Origin of the sequence: Gracilibacillus sp. D59 (genome assembly GCF_052246695.1) — a bacterium.
In the GTDB taxonomy this organism is placed as follows: Bacteria; Bacillota; Bacilli; order Bacillales; family Amphibacillaceae; genus Gracilibacillus.
This window is the reverse complement of record NZ_JBQQCK010000007.1, coordinates 45,354-59,289: the sequence shown is the minus strand read 5'-3', so window position 1 is coordinate 59,289 and position 13,936 is coordinate 45,354. Positions and strand designations below refer to the sequence as shown.

The following is a 13,936-nucleotide window of genomic DNA, read 5'->3' as shown; positions in this document are numbered from 1 at the left end:
GTTAGATGATGGATATTTTATTTGGTATTTTTGTTTGGTTGTTCATGTGCAGTAGTATTCTTATTTTAGCATCATTTGCAAGTCGTATAGAAGGAGAAGAGGTAGAGTCTGAATTGGACGGATATATTGGTTATATTGAACAAGTGTACAGCCGGAATGTGCTGGATCAGGAAAAATGAAGGAGCGCTTAAGAATCAGTGCTCCTTTCCTTAATATGCTTCAGCATTGCTACTATTAAAAAACTTACAATAACCAGTAATAACCATGAGCTGATTTTTCCTAAATGTACCACTTGCCATGAAGCAGTCTGACCAGGATACTGCCACGCCCCAAAAAAGGTAGCAATGTTCTCTGCAATCCAAATAAAAAAGCCGATTAATACAAAAGCAAGAACAAGTGGCATCTTATATGTACGGTGATTCACACGGTAATAAACAATCGTTTGCAAGAATAATAGAATTGTAGCAACCTTTAATACCCAGCGAAAATCATAGATATAGTGATGGGTAAAAAAGTTAAAATAGATGGCAGCACTTAGTATCGCAACTGTCCATGTCGGGGGCCATTTTTCCAGTTGGACATTTAGTCGGCGCCATGCCTGACACAAATAGCTTGCAACACTGGCATACATAAAACCGCTATAAAGTGGTACACCAAATATTTTGGTAAGGGCATCTTCCGGGTAGCTCCATGAGCCCATATGTACTTTATAAATTTCAAGTGCAAGACCGATTAAGTGAAAAACACAAATTACTTTCAACTCATCCCATGTTTCCAGTTTGGTGACAAGCATAAGCACTTGTGTTATAAGACAAATGATCAGGATGAGATCATAGCGGTGAATAAAAGAAACATCTATTATTTGTGTAACCGCTAATGTCGAAAAAATAACAACAGCAAAAATACAGGATTTTGCCTGTTCGATACCAAACGTCCATAACTGTCGCATGATTAGATCTCCAATACGTAACTAATAATCTCTTTTATTTTTCCATCTTTATGCTTATTTAACTTGTAAATATCACAAAAACTGTAGTGGCGCTGTTCACCACTTTTATCTGTGGAATGAATAATACCGTTCACGACTCCTTCTTTACCATGCGTAATCAAATGCTCGATTTCGAGTTCGAATTGATTACCATTATCCATTCCTTGTAGTGCCTGTTCTAAGTTTTCTATTCCTTTTATCGTATCATTTCCTACCATACGCCATGTGATATCGTCTGTTACACTTTCTAGTATTTTTTCACTGTTACTTTTTACAAAAGCTTCATTAAACTCACGGAAAAATTGTTGATTTTTTGTTTCCATTTATTGCACGCTCCTTTTAAAAATTAGTATACCATAGTCTTTTTTGGCTGACTGAATATTTAATTCTCTAAGTCTATAAACCGATATAATTTGTGTTATCTTGTTTGAGATTAAGGTTTTTAAGAAATCTTCTAATCACCATATCCCAAAAATCCCATGTATGACCATAACCTTCTTCTACATGATAGGTATAGTCATAGGTATTATCTAGTCCATTAAAGAAATCACGTATTATTTCATTTAAGTCTAACCAAGGATCTAAGCTACCACATGCATGATAGATTTTAGGTAAAGCTTGGCCGGTGCTGATAGCTTGAGTTGCTAAATATTTAAGATCATGATCTGTGTTTTCGATGTCACCGTCTCCAAATACTTCAATTCGTCCTTTAGCTTTCTTTGAACCATCATTGACAAAAGGTACATCTGCTTTATCTCCAGCTGAAAAGGCACCAATAGCAACATAAAGATCTGGTCTTGCCAAACCAACTCTTAAACACCCATATCCTCCATTAGAAAAGCCCGAAATGTAATGATCTTCTCGTTTGGAAGAAAGAATAGGAAATAAATGTCGCAAAATAGATGGTAACTCATCTGTCATATAAGTAAAGAATTTCCCTCCATGCTCCATGTCTGTAAAGCAGGAGTTGAAGCCTCCAGGAATAATTACTGCAATACCATATTCAACCGCATAACGTTCAATATTACTCATACGAAGCCATGCAGATTCATCACCTGAACCACCGTGAAGTAGCCATAAAACCTTCATCTTTTTATTTCTTTTATATGGTTGCTTTTCTTGTGGCAAAATCACGTTTAGTGCCATTTCCATATTTAAGACTTCAGAGTATATGTATGTTTCGATTAAAGCCATTCATTAATCCCCCTTAGCTATACCAGTCTTCATTTGAGATAACCATGTAATGAACTTTTCTAAAGCGTTATCCGTGTATTCCCAGTCATCATTTCGCTTTTGGATTTTTTCAAACATTAGTGGTATACCATTACTAGTCAAGTATTGGGTGAAGGATTCATTTTCTCCTAAAAAGGCATCTTCTAAATGACAGGATAAGTAAAATGCTGGACAGGAGGACTGATCAGTTAACGCTGTGGTTGCATAAAGATCATGCCTACTCCCCTTCAACTCATCTAATGGACCAAAAATGTCTACAGCATTTCCCGTCTCCACCCGATTAGCTATACCTGATATATCTATTGGACTTGAAAATGAACCTACTCTACTAAATTTATGTGATGTGAATAGGCCCACTTTAAGTGCACCATAACCTCCCATACCACTTCCTGCAATATATCGATCTTCCATTGCTTGAGATAACGGAAACATTCTTTCACAAATAGCAGGTAACTCCTCTGTAATAAATGTAAAATATTGTTTACCATAGAACTTATCTACATAGTAAGATTGATGTCCGGCTGGCATAACGACCGCTAGTGAAAGGTCTTCTGCATGCCTTTCTACGTTTGTTTTACGCAACCATGAAGTATGACCTTCACCCATATCATGTAAGAGATAAAGCGTTGAGTATTTCCTAGTATTGTCATCTGATGATTGCGGTAATAAAACTTCCATTTGGACGGGCATACCAAGTATTTCAGAATGGTAATGTACATGGAGCCAAACCAATTCGATCACTCCTTCCTACATTATTGTAAAGGTTTCCTGGATTTATCCTGAATTTTATTGTATCAACAAAAAATATACTGTGAAATAAGAGTTGTATGCTCCTCCCATTGTGCAGTCTATATTATACTCCTATTTTTAGATTACCAGACCGTTTCTTGCAATTTTTATTTAAGCACCATACCCATTATAATTATTGACAATTAATCCCTCCGATTCGGACCATTCCGCGTAATAAATATTAGCAATGCTTTCATAGCCATTTTCCTTTAGTAAACCCTTTAACCATTTTTCGCCTTTTTCAAGAGTATCCAGTGTTGTATACTGAATTTCCCCTTCATCTATTACTAAGTAAGAAAGTGTCTCCTTCTCTGGTTCTATCTTCATCATTTTTGGGGTGACAGGCGAGAATTCTTCTTTTTCCATCACACTTAAATCACCGCTCGGCTCTAATATTGCATATTTTACGTCTTTGATTGAAAAAATCCCTTGAAGCCGTAACATAGATCGTAACTGTTCTGATTCTAATTTGCTTTTCTTTAAATTCTTTATATTTAAGACGCCATCTTCAATAATAATTGTAGCTTTTCCTTTTACAATAGGACGAAGCCATTCTAAATTACGAACGAGTAGCTCAAGAATATAAATGAGAAGGGACCACATAGCCAATGAGTATAGTACTTCCCAAATAGTAACTGTATCATCGTAGACTGCATTCTCCATTAATCCACCCAACACGAGCAAATAGACAAAATCCACTGGAGTTATTTGAGACAATTCCTTTTTTCCCATTATCCGCAGGACAATAATTAATGCAAAAAATCCAACCAATCTTTACAGTTATCGCCGAATCCATCTTTCATATCCCTTCTTAGCTTTTTCTTTTTATCTACCCGGTTCAAATGTTCAGAAACATCCCTTCTTGTTTAGTATTTTATATACGTGGTATTTCTCTATTGGACCCAGAAAAACATAAACTACAGGAGAGTGATGATTTTGAAACAGTCAAGTAGTCGAGGTAGGCGATTGATAGATTACCGGATTTTTCTTCCTTCATTACTTATTATCATCGCCATCAGTATTCCATTTTCTATCTATGAATCTGAATCATTAAATCTGCTGAATACCATATTTGATAAAATTGTAGATGTTTTCAGTTGGGGATACATCTGGTATGCACTTATTTTAGTAGCAGCCGGATTGTATTTTTCATTTTCTAAATATGGAAAAGTTGTGCTTGGCAATCCAAATGAAAAGCCGAGGTTTACTATGTTTGAATATGCATCGATCTTGATTGCGATGGGTGTTGGCTCCACCATTATGAGAACAGGGATGGTACAGTGGACACAAGTGGCATTGGACCCTCCTTTTGGTGCGAGACCTGAATCACAGGAAGCACTTTTATGGGGAAATGCTTATAGTATGTTCTTATGGAGCTTTCAAGTATTTGCAATCTTTGTAATGGCAGCTCCAGCGATGGCATATATCATTCATGTTAAGAAAAGACCGTTGATGCGTATTTCAGAAGCATGTCGCTGTATTTTCGGAGATAAATTCACTGACGGTATCGGTGGAAAAGTATTAGATATACTATTCTTAGTCAGCATCTTATCTGGTGCTGCTGTTACGTTAGGATTAGGTACACCTATCATTACGTATAATGTTTCTGCACTGCTGAATATAGAGGTTACCTTTGGACTTACAATGATCATTACGATTATTTGGGTTTTCCTCTTCTCCGTAAGTGCCTATCTCGGTATAGAAAAAGGGATTAAGCGGTTGAGTACATTTAATATGTATGTTGCTGGAGGGCTTGCTATCTTTATTTTAGTAGCTGGTCCTGGTATATTTATTTTGGATTACTTTACTGACACGGTTGGACACTTGCTTCAACATTATCTGCAATTGTCCTTTTATACAGATTCCCTTGCTATGGAGACGACTACACATGTACAAAGCCATATGATATTTTGGTTTGCTTACAGTGCGACATGGGCGATGCTTCACAGTATTTTCGCAGCGAAAATATCAAAAGGTCGTACTGTGAAGGAAATGATTCTTACCTATTTACTGGCACCAACGATGCTTTCCTGGATCGCGACCGGTGTCTTAGGTGGGTTTGGTGTGGAGCGATATCTTACAGGTAAAGTACCTGTGCTCGATATTGTAGAAGGAAACGATCCAATGAATGCAATACCTGAAATTCTTCTCTCTTTACCATGGGCGAGCATTGCCATTATTGCATTTGTATTTGTATCGATGATTTTCCTGACCACTACACTGGACTCCACGACATACACCATTGCGGCATATACGAGCAAACGGGATATGAGTAAACAGGAGCCATCGAGAAAACTAAGAATTATTGTAGCGGCTATTATCACAACACTTGCGCTTATACTTATGCAAATTGGTGGTCTTGCGCCACTAGAAGTAATTTCAGGATTAATGGGAATCCCGATTATAGCGATACAATTTTTGACCATATATGCAGCTAAAAAAATGATGGATGAGGATAAAGCTTGGGTTTATAATGTGAGAGAATAATGTTCAAAACTATCGGGAGATATATGGATCCCGATGGTTTTTGCTGCCACTTTATCTTCCTATTCCAAATCATATTAGCTCTTAATTGGCGATCTATTTACTAATTCCACCTCCTCAAGATGGTACATTATGGAAAATACGCCATAAAGATCTAACACTTTACAATGAAACTTTTGGGAAACAATTCAATTTGCCTATATAATAAAAGGTCCATAATTATATTCCACTAGATATTCATGAGATGGACAAAAAATAAAACAACGCTTGGAACCATTACATTCCAAGCGTTGTCTTTAGCTATCTTTTTATTGAAAATCCCTCTTTATCGTCTTCTTCCATTCTTTCTGAAAAATTTCTTCTCCTTTTTCAAATGCAATTATACGATTAAATAGATAGAAATTCTCTTCATCACTAGTCATTTCACTAAATGTATCAAGTTTCGTTTGCCAGTCATCACGGCCCACAACTAACTCCCATTCACATGTTACAGTTGCCGAGAGCGGATCATTTTCCTTGATTGTGAACGTATTTTTGTTGATGCTTCCATGTTCCACACCATTTGTTAGCAGTTTACGCTCTCCTTCATCAGAGAAATCTTCTAGCTTCCAAATGCCATTAATAAGATCATGTCTTACTTCACGTGTACGTTTCTCTTTACGGAGAATCTCTTTTTCTATTACTTCTGCTGTCTCTGGTACTTGGAAGTGTGCACCTGCAACTTCATCCTCTGGCTGTGGTGTACGAGAGGGTAATGCTAGATACGTGTTTTCGTTCTGATAGATAGTTAGGTTCACCGGTTTAGGTGAAGGCCATGCTTGCGGCCAGTATGTTGGTGATAACACTAACTCAATCGAATGACCAGCAGGAATTTGTTGACCAAGTACATTCAAATCAACAGACAGCTGATATTTTCTTCCAGGCTCTAAGCTCCGAGGATGTTCATGGGATTCAAGATGATTCAGATTCAACATCCCCCATGTAATCATGGTCGATTCACCTGTGGGTGCTTTGTCATTTACTTTTGCAACGATAAAGGCATTTTCCTGATCTACTGAAAATTGGGCATGGAATTTCGGTTGACCTAACAGATAAATTGCTTCCTCTAATGGATCTGAAGTAAATACGACTGCTTTACCATTTTCCAATCGCTGGTCTCCAGGTAAATCACCTGGTTGACCAAATGGGCAAAATACACCATTATAAAATCCATGTTCTTGTACACTCGGAATCACGACTTGATCACCCTTTTCCTCAGGATTTGTTGAAATTGTTTGTCCTTTCATATACCATTTTTTCATTTGAACATTACTTGAAGGCCATGTGTTGTCACTTACCCATTTTCCAGGTCGTTTCTCATAGGTTACTTGTGGCAATTCGCTGTCTTGTATCCAAGAAGTAAGCTTAGGCTCGTCCCTTATGCCAGTGTCGATTCCTTTTAACCATTGATCCCACCAGCGTAAGCATTCCTGCAAGAAACCAATATTTGGCTCAGGTGTCGCCACTTCTGGATATTCATGTGCCCAAGGGCCTACTAAACCTTTACTTTCATTTGGTAAATGTTCTAGCAAACGAAATACGGCATTTGTATAGCCATCTTGCCAGCCACTTACTGCAAAAACAGGGATAACTACTTTTGAAAAGTCTTCACATATAGAACCATGTTTCCAATAGTCATCACGACGCTGGTGACTTAACCATTCTTCGACAAATGGTGGTGTGTTTTCTAAACGATCAAGCCAGTTTTCTCTCCAGCTATCTCCCACTACAGCAGGATCTTGTGGTCTTGCATTATACACAAACATAGTAGATGCCCACCAAAGCATATCGGATGCAAGTATATTCCCACCTTTATAATGGACATCATCAGCGAAACGATCATCCGTGGAACATAAGGTAATGATTGTTTTTAAAGCAGGATGCTGTCGGGCTGCAACTTGCAAACTATTAAATCCTCCCCAAGATTTACCGATCATTCCGACTGCACCTGTTGACCAGTCTTGTGCACTGATCCAATCTAGTATTTCTATAGCATCATCTTGTTCTTGCTTTAAATACTCATCTAACAAAATACCATCCGAATTACCTGATCCACGAATATCCACACGAATACTTGCATAGCCATGACCAGCAAAATAAGGATGTCTGACAGAATCACGAATTGCCGTAAAATCGTTTTGGCGGTATGGAATGTATTCTAATATGGCTGGGACTGGATTCTCTGTTGCATCCTCTGGTAACCAAATCGTTGCAGCAATTTTGGTACCATCAGACATAGGAATCCAAACATTCTCCATCTTTTTCACCTGATGCGGAAAGTCTTGTTTTACTCGGCGCTCATTTGAATCTTTTATGTTAAAAACCAATGTTGTCCACCTTTCTTTTTCTCAAACTATTACGCTAATGCCATTCGTTTCTTGGCCTTTTTCTCTAGAAGACCTAATGCTAAATCAGCCACAATCGCCAAAAGTGTCGCAGGGATAGCACCTGCATAGATTTTCACTTCCGATTGCAAACTGATTCCTGAAATAATTTCTTTTCCTAATCCTTCAGCTCCAATATATGGACCAATACATGCAACAGCTATTGCTATAACTGATGCGACACGTAATCCTGCCAAAACAAATGGAATCGACAACGGAAATTGCACTTTTGCAAGTAACTGAAAAGGGGTCATCCCTGATCCTTTACCTGCTTCCATAATGCTGTCGTCTACTTCACGAATACCTACATAAGTATTACGTACGATTGGCATTAAAGAGTATAAGAACAGTCCAATTACCATTGTTTGAAAGCCTAATCCGAAATAAAGCATAAGAATAGCTAACATCGCTAGACTCGGAATTAGTTGCAGAATGTTGGTCAATGAAATAATAAAAGGTGCTAAACGTTCAAATCGCGCCGCAATTATCCCCAATGGAATACCTATGACTAGTGCTAGTGTTATGCCATAGATAACCATCAATATATGTTCAATTGTTAATTCTAAAAGTAAATCGCTGTTATCTAGCATGTATTGACCGAGTTCTTGGAGAAAGCTCATGTCATCACCTATCCTATTCAAGCATTCCTTTTTCTTTTAAAAACTCGCGGGCTACATCTTCTGTGCTTTTCTCTTCCATATCTACTAAGCGGATTAATTCTGTCATTTCTTCAGTGCTAATAGTTCCAACGATAGAATCGAAAATTTCTCCTACTTCTGGATATTCATCTAATACTGCATTACGCGCCACTAATGATGCATCATATGGCGGAAAGAAATTCTGATCATCTTCCAAAATGGTTAAGTTATATTCAATAATTTGTGGATCTACCGTATAAGCGGTAACAGCATCTACATCATCACTTGCAATTGCTGCATACATCAAGGCAACATCCATCCCTCTTGCATCCGCAAATTCATAACCATATGCTTCTTTATAACCTTCATAACCATCATTGTCACGTTCAATCCAAGAGTTATCCGTACCAATTGTTACCTGACCAGCAATCTGACCTAAGTCAGACATGGTTGTAATTCCATGCTCATCTGCCAAAGATTGTTTAATTGCAATGCTATATTGGTTACTGAATCCAATGGAGTCATACCATTTCATATCATATTTTTCACCAAATAAGTTCTGCGCTTGTTCTAATGTCTTTTGAGGATCTGTTGAATATTCCAACTGGTCTTCATCAAAATGATTGTTATAAACTTCCCCTGAGTATAACGTGGCAAAATCAAAATCTTCTTGGTCAATTGCACTCATAACCTGTGGACTTGCAGGAATATCTTCCGTAATGTTTACTTCATGATCTGTTTGGTCTTCAATTAGAAGTTTAACGATTTGTCCCATAATTTTCGGATCTGTATTTTTCTGTGCTCCATATTCAAACACTTCTCCACCATCAGCAGAGCTGCTGTCTCCACATGCTGTTACAATCATTAATAATGCTGTTAACATACTTGCTACCATTACTTTTCTCATGTTGTTTCTCTCCTTTAAGCTTTTGCATAATTCTTCTCAAATTTATGAAATAATAAATCTAATAATAACGCTATCACAATGGCTAAAATGGTACCGGTAAAAATCATATGTTTATCGTTATAACCAATACCTGCCAATATTAAGTCACCTAAACCACCTGCTCCAATCAATGCTGCAAGGGTTGTCCAACTGATAATATATACTGTGGTTACCCTAATACCTGACATCACATAAGGCATCGCTGCAGGGAGTTCTACTTTAAATAAGCGTCCGAAAGTACTGAAGCCCATCCCTTTTGCAGCTTCGACAATACTTGGATCAATCGATTGGATACCGGTATATGTGTTTCGAAGCAGTGGTAATAAAGCATATAAGAACAATGCCACTACCGCTGGTTTAAACCCTATTCCTAATAACGGAATCATAATGGCTAATAGTGCTACAGTCGGAATCGTTTGGAAAATGTTCGCGATGTTAAAGATAAGTCCTTTCACTTGTTCATTCTTGATTTTTGTCATATAGATAGCTAACGGTATGGTAATGACAATTGATAGAAACATGACAACAAATGAAATAACAAGATGCTCCCATGCATAGGTCAAAATAGAATCATATTTATCCTGCCAGAATTCCATATAATCTGTTAGTAATTCCACTATTGCCCACCACGCTTAAGCTGATAGAATTGCTGTAATACTTCTACCAATTTTTCTCTTTTCAGAATACCGACTACTTGATCGTCATTTGTCACAACTGGTATCAACGCTCGCTGCTCTGTTTGCTCATCGCTGATTAATTGCTCTGTTCTAGCTGTTTCTAGTATTGCTTTTGGATTTGTCCATATATCTTTTATGTTTTGCTCTTTTTGTTTTAGGGCAGAAAAGAGATTTACCATTCCGATATATTTACCGTCTTGATCTACTACTGGAATATCGTTCAATTGATTATCAATCATTGTTTGTATAGCCTCATCCAACGATGTCATGATGTTTACTGTCTCAAAAGTCTCCGTCATTAAATCCTTTACTGGTGGTAATGCACTACCAAGCCGCTCCTCACCAATAAATTCCTTCACAAAGTCATTTGCCGGGTTAGCTAAAATTTCTTGTGGTGAACCCTGTTGCACGACATGGCCACTTTTCATAATAATGATTTGATCAGCTATCTTAATTGCTTCATCCATATCATGTGTTACAAAGACGATTGTTTTATTAATTTCTTGTTGCAATCGAACTAATTCTTCTTGTAACTGTTCACGACTGATTGGATCCAATGCACTAAATGGCTCATCCATCAAAATGGTAGACGGCTCTGCAGCTAAGGCACGAATAACGCCAATACGCTGTTGTTGCCCACCACTTAATTCGGCTGGATAACGGTCACGATATACTTCAGGATCTAAATTGACCATACGCAATAATTCATCTACTTTTTGTTTAATTTTTTGCTTATCCCACTTTAATAGTTTAGGTACGGTTGCCACATTGTCGTAGATAGTCATATGTGGGAATAGACCAATATTCTGAATGACATAACCCATTTGTCGTCGCAATTCAATCCGGTTGATTTGCTGGATATCTTTCTCATCTATTAAAATTTGGCCTTCCGTATAATCTGTTAAACGATTTAACAGTTTCATAGTCGTTGTTTTACCACAACCACTTGGGCCAATGAGGACATTTATTTTTCCTTCTTCAAAGGTCAGGTTAATGTCTTGTAATGCTTGAAAACCATCACCATAGACTTTATGAATTCCTTTCAGCTGTATCACATACGCTCTCCTTTCCAACTCTATCATGATCAAATTCATTTGATGAACATGTTCATCATTTTAAACAAAAAATAATCATGTATCTATTTTCGAATAAGATACAGTGATTTGATCACGTTTTTCTGGTTTTATAACCTTCATGACACTTTCATATACATAATATAGTGTCATTTGCATCGCTTCTTCTTGCGTGTAATTTCGGCGTTTATTTATGATCGTGTTCATCATCCCTTTCCAAATTAATAAGGTCATATCCGAAATCATTTCAATGTCATCTTCTTCGATAAACTTCTCTTCTACTGCTGGTTGAATGAATAAGGCACTGCGCTTTGCAAAGCTATGTTCCATAATAATATCTTTCACTTCATCAGGGAGTCCTATTAAGTCATTTTGATAGATTTTATAATAATGCTCTAATAACTCCTCAGGGATAGAACCTAAATTATCCATAAAAATGACAGAATAAATTTTCGGTTGGGCAAATGAATGCTTACAGAAGCATTCCCAACTATATAGCCATTGTTCAACCGTATTATTTCCTTTTTCTAAATAGATCGGAAGCTCCTCTAAATAATCTGACATGAAACGCATTGCAGCAAAAAATTTCAAATGCGATAAATCCTTGAAATAATTGTATGCTGTGGAGCTTGTAAAGCCTGCTTTATCTGCAATTTTTCGAATTGTAAAATGATCAATGCCGTCTTCTTCAATTACTTCTGTTGCAGCATCTAGGAAATAGCGCCACATCCGGGCACGCTGAATCTCTTTCCTACTTTCCCCCATCGCTTCACTTCCTTTTATTACCATTTTTGATGAACAAGTTCTTTTCATGAACGTGTTCATATTATCATAACATTCATATATTGTAAAACCCCACTAACCTATTTATTAGCAGGGTTCTGTTCTGAAAGCGGTAATTCTACTCGAAAAGTAGTTCCAGAATGATTACTATTAACAAACGTGAGATCACCATTCTTGCCTTGTTATTGGACATTTTGATTTAAAAGTAAGGTTATTTCTCTTGCTTTTTCTTTCTAGATTAACGACATGATCACCCTTTCCATATATCCTCACGCGATACTTATCTCGGTTCAAGTAACCTTCTTTTTTTTGTAACACTTTATTGTCAAAATTATCAAAATAAGTAGAGCGAATCATATATTTCCCATCTGCTCCTACATGAGGATCTATTCTCATAAAATGAGCCAGTTTCTTTCGTAACACCTGATATTCTGCAAGTGATATTGCATGCTTTAATTCCTGTCTTCCCAGTGACATCTGACTTCCTCCTTTCTGGTACATTTGTTATCTTACAGCGGAAATATGTCAGTAAGATGTCAAGTAAATTTTTCGTTAGGATTTTTTCATAAGGCGTATATTTTCATCCACATGATGTTAGTGTAAAATGTAAATAAGTGGAGGTGTTGTAGATGGCAATTCAGAATACATTGCCTGAATTTAAGCTGACCCATGCAAAGCCTGGCAAATAAGGCGATACTTTGTATGGGTGATTGGAATATCGCCTTTCTTGCGCAAGCTTTGCCCTTATAGATAGCATAAAATAAGGAGCTGGCTACAAATGAAAGAGACAAAGGCGCAAGCGTTGTTACCGGAAGAATTAATACTTGCTCTACAGGAGTATATAGAAGGCGAAACGATTTATATCCCTAAACGGAAAGAACGGAGAAAATGGGGAGTCCAGACAGGTAACAGAGAATATTATCATAGAAGAAATCAGCAGATCAGACACGCTTTCAAAAAAGGGACAACGATTCACCAATTAGCAACAGACTATTATTTATCAATGGAAACCATTAAAAAGATAGTATATAAACGCAATTAAGCGAAGGATATGGCAAGAATTGTTCCAAACTATTCTTGCCATATTTTTTTATAGTATATTTGTTACACTAAAATGGAAAGGAGAGCTTTTATATGGATAACTTTATCTACCCTCATCAATTTCATTATATAAAACTGCATGCAAAAACGATGGTGAGTGCCCGATCCAATTCAACAGATACAAACGTGATTCAAGCTGTTAAAGAAATGGCTATTGAGCGAATAAAGCAGCTATTACCAAACTTAACAAAAGAACAAGAAGACACTTTAATGAAAATTGATCAGGTAAAAGACAAAGAAGAAATGGAACAATTTCTACAGCAATTAAAACAACATGTGATCCCATTTCCGACTATCAGTGATAAGCAGATACAAAAGGCATTTCCGAAAGTAAAGAAACTGCAAACACCTGACTTCGAGCAGATGGATAGAAAAGAAACTGTTTATTTAAGATGGTTTGATAAAGGCTCAGCAAAAACGTATATGCTGCTACTAAAAGACAACAAACTTACCGGAATTCAAGGTTATTTAGAGAATTCACAGCATAAAGGAATATGCACCATCTGCAATGGACTTGGGGAAGTAGCCTTATTTACATCAGAGAAAAAAGGACAAATGCGAGGGACGTATTCTAAGAAAGGAAACTATATATGTAAAGATCCTGTTACGTGCAATCAAAACATAACAGATATTCAACCACTTCATACTTTTGTAGAACATCTTAAAGCATGAATCTGAAGGCAGATTCATGCTTTTTATAATTGCTCTATTTCCTTCTAAACCACTTCATTCTTCCCTTAAACCTTACAAAAATGTAAGACAAATGAAAGAAAGATCAATAGGTAATTTCCATACTTCCTT

The 13,936-nt window shown here is 37.0% G+C and carries 16 protein-coding genes; 4 read left to right on the top strand and 12 right to left on the bottom strand.

Going from position 1 to position 13,936, the window contains the following annotated elements:
* Positions 1-8 precede the first annotated feature (8 nt).
* Positions 9-179, top strand: coding sequence for a hypothetical protein (locus tag ACTWP4_RS13075; protein WP_443129218.1), 171 nt, complete (start codon positions 9-11; stop codon positions 177-179).
* A gap of 8 nt (positions 180-187) precedes the next feature.
* Here ACTWP4_RS13075 and ACTWP4_RS13070 read toward each other — a convergent pair whose 3' ends face one another.
* The 5 genes from ACTWP4_RS13070 to ACTWP4_RS13050 all read right to left on the bottom strand — a co-directional run bounded on the left by ACTWP4_RS13070 (position 188) and on the right by ACTWP4_RS13050 (position 3,727).
* Positions 188-949, bottom strand: a complete 762-nt coding sequence (locus ACTWP4_RS13070; RefSeq protein WP_443129217.1) for a DUF817 domain-containing protein — start codon at positions 947-949, stop codon at positions 188-190.
* A gap of 2 nt (positions 950-951) precedes the next feature.
* Entirely contained in the window at positions 952-1,311 is a 360-nt protein-coding gene (locus ACTWP4_RS13065; RefSeq protein WP_443129216.1) for a nuclear transport factor 2 family protein, read from the bottom strand.
* A 73-nt stretch (positions 1,312-1,384) separates the two neighbouring features.
* On the bottom strand, positions 1,385-2,182 hold the full coding sequence (locus ACTWP4_RS13060) for an alpha/beta hydrolase (RefSeq protein WP_443129215.1): 798 nt from the start codon (positions 2,180-2,182) through the stop codon (positions 1,385-1,387).
* Between the two features lie 3 nt (positions 2,183-2,185).
* Complete coding sequence (locus ACTWP4_RS13055) at positions 2,186-2,953, bottom strand: alpha/beta hydrolase (RefSeq protein ID WP_443129214.1); 768 nt, start codon at positions 2,951-2,953, stop codon at positions 2,186-2,188.
* Between the two features lie 168 nt (positions 2,954-3,121).
* Positions 3,122-3,727: a DUF421 domain-containing protein gene (locus tag ACTWP4_RS13050; protein ID WP_443129213.1), complete on the bottom strand. Its 606-nt coding sequence runs from the start codon at positions 3,725-3,727 to the stop codon at positions 3,122-3,124.
* Between the two features lie 213 nt (positions 3,728-3,940).
* Here ACTWP4_RS13050 and ACTWP4_RS13045 point away from each other — a divergent pair, with 213 nt between their 5' ends.
* Positions 3,941-5,497: a BCCT family transporter gene (locus tag ACTWP4_RS13045; RefSeq protein WP_443129212.1), complete on the top strand. Its 1,557-nt coding sequence runs from the start codon at positions 3,941-3,943 to the stop codon at positions 5,495-5,497.
* Between the two features lie 305 nt (positions 5,498-5,802).
* Here the strand turns inward: ACTWP4_RS13045 and ACTWP4_RS13040 are convergent, their stop codons facing one another.
* From ACTWP4_RS13040 to ACTWP4_RS13010, 7 genes are all read right to left on the bottom strand, one after another.
* A complete protein-coding gene (locus ACTWP4_RS13040) occupies positions 5,803-7,860 on the bottom strand; it encodes a CocE/NonD family hydrolase (RefSeq protein WP_443129211.1) in 2,058 nt (685 codons plus the stop codon).
* Positions 7,861-7,889: 29 nt separating this feature from the next.
* On the bottom strand, positions 7,890-8,537 hold the full coding sequence (locus ACTWP4_RS13035; RefSeq protein ID WP_443129210.1) for an ABC transporter permease: 648 nt from the start codon (positions 8,535-8,537) through the stop codon (positions 7,890-7,892).
* A gap of 13 nt (positions 8,538-8,550) precedes the next feature.
* Positions 8,551-9,462 (bottom strand): ABC transporter substrate-binding protein, encoded by a 912-nt coding sequence (locus ACTWP4_RS13030; RefSeq protein WP_443129209.1) that lies wholly within the window; start codon positions 9,460-9,462, stop codon positions 8,551-8,553.
* 14 nt (positions 9,463-9,476) lie between these two features.
* Entirely contained in the window at positions 9,477-10,118 is a 642-nt protein-coding gene (locus tag ACTWP4_RS13025) for an ABC transporter permease (RefSeq protein WP_443129208.1), read from the bottom strand.
* Positions 10,118-11,233 carry a betaine/proline/choline family ABC transporter ATP-binding protein gene (locus ACTWP4_RS13020; RefSeq protein WP_443129207.1) on the bottom strand — a complete coding sequence of 372 codons (1,116 nt, stop codon included), beginning with the start codon at positions 11,231-11,233 and terminating at the stop codon, positions 10,118-10,120. The genes ACTWP4_RS13025 and ACTWP4_RS13020 overlap by 1 nt, the downstream gene beginning before the upstream one ends.
* 75 nt (positions 11,234-11,308) lie before the next feature.
* Positions 11,309-12,016, bottom strand: a complete 708-nt coding sequence (locus ACTWP4_RS13015; protein ID WP_443129206.1) for a TetR/AcrR family transcriptional regulator — start codon at positions 12,014-12,016, stop codon at positions 11,309-11,311.
* Between the two features lie 183 nt (positions 12,017-12,199).
* Entirely contained in the window at positions 12,200-12,511 is a 312-nt protein-coding gene (locus ACTWP4_RS13010; protein WP_443129205.1) for a VTC domain-containing protein, read from the bottom strand.
* 301 nt (positions 12,512-12,812) lie between these two features.
* On the opposite strand from ACTWP4_RS13010, the gene ACTWP4_RS13005 reads away from it, so the two are divergent.
* Together ACTWP4_RS13005 and ACTWP4_RS13000 are read left to right on the top strand one after the other, a co-directional pair.
* A complete protein-coding gene (locus ACTWP4_RS13005) occupies positions 12,813-13,076 on the top strand; it encodes a CD3324 family protein (protein ID WP_443129204.1) in 264 nt (87 codons plus the stop codon).
* 92 nt (positions 13,077-13,168) lie between these two features.
* Positions 13,169-13,807: a FusB/FusC family EF-G-binding protein gene (locus tag ACTWP4_RS13000; protein ID WP_443129203.1), complete on the top strand. Its 639-nt coding sequence runs from the start codon at positions 13,169-13,171 to the stop codon at positions 13,805-13,807.
* Positions 13,808-13,936 lie beyond the last annotated feature (129 nt).

Excerpts from the sequence above, each read along its gene's own strand:
- ACTWP4_RS13075 (WP_443129218.1), top strand. The coding sequence starts at position 9 with ATGGATATTTTATTTGGTATTTTTGTTTGGTTGTTCATGTGCAGTAGT.
- ACTWP4_RS13010 (WP_443129205.1), bottom strand. The coding sequence starts at position 12,511 with ATGTCACTGGGAAGACAGGAATTAAAGCATGCAATATCACTTGCAGAA.
- ACTWP4_RS13035 (WP_443129210.1), bottom strand. The coding sequence starts at position 8,537 with ATGAGCTTTCTCCAAGAACTCGGTCAATACATGCTAGATAACAGCGAT.
- ACTWP4_RS13070 (WP_443129217.1), bottom strand. The coding sequence starts at position 949 with ATGCGACAGTTATGGACGTTTGGTATCGAACAGGCAAAATCCTGTATT.
- ACTWP4_RS13030 (WP_443129209.1), bottom strand. The coding sequence starts at position 9,462 with ATGAGAAAAGTAATGGTAGCAAGTATGTTAACAGCATTATTAATGATT.
- ACTWP4_RS13015 (WP_443129206.1), bottom strand. The coding sequence starts at position 12,016 with ATGGGGGAAAGTAGGAAAGAGATTCAGCGTGCCCGGATGTGGCGCTAT.
- ACTWP4_RS13000 (WP_443129203.1), top strand. The coding sequence starts at position 13,169 with ATGGATAACTTTATCTACCCTCATCAATTTCATTATATAAAACTGCAT.
- ACTWP4_RS13060 (WP_443129215.1), bottom strand. The coding sequence starts at position 2,182 with ATGGCTTTAATCGAAACATACATATACTCTGAAGTCTTAAATATGGAA.
- ACTWP4_RS13045 (WP_443129212.1), top strand. The coding sequence starts at position 3,941 with ATGATTTTGAAACAGTCAAGTAGTCGAGGTAGGCGATTGATAGATTAC.
- ACTWP4_RS13005 (WP_443129204.1), top strand. The coding sequence starts at position 12,813 with ATGAAAGAGACAAAGGCGCAAGCGTTGTTACCGGAAGAATTAATACTT.
- ACTWP4_RS13065 (WP_443129216.1), bottom strand. The coding sequence starts at position 1,311 with ATGGAAACAAAAAATCAACAATTTTTCCGTGAGTTTAATGAAGCTTTT.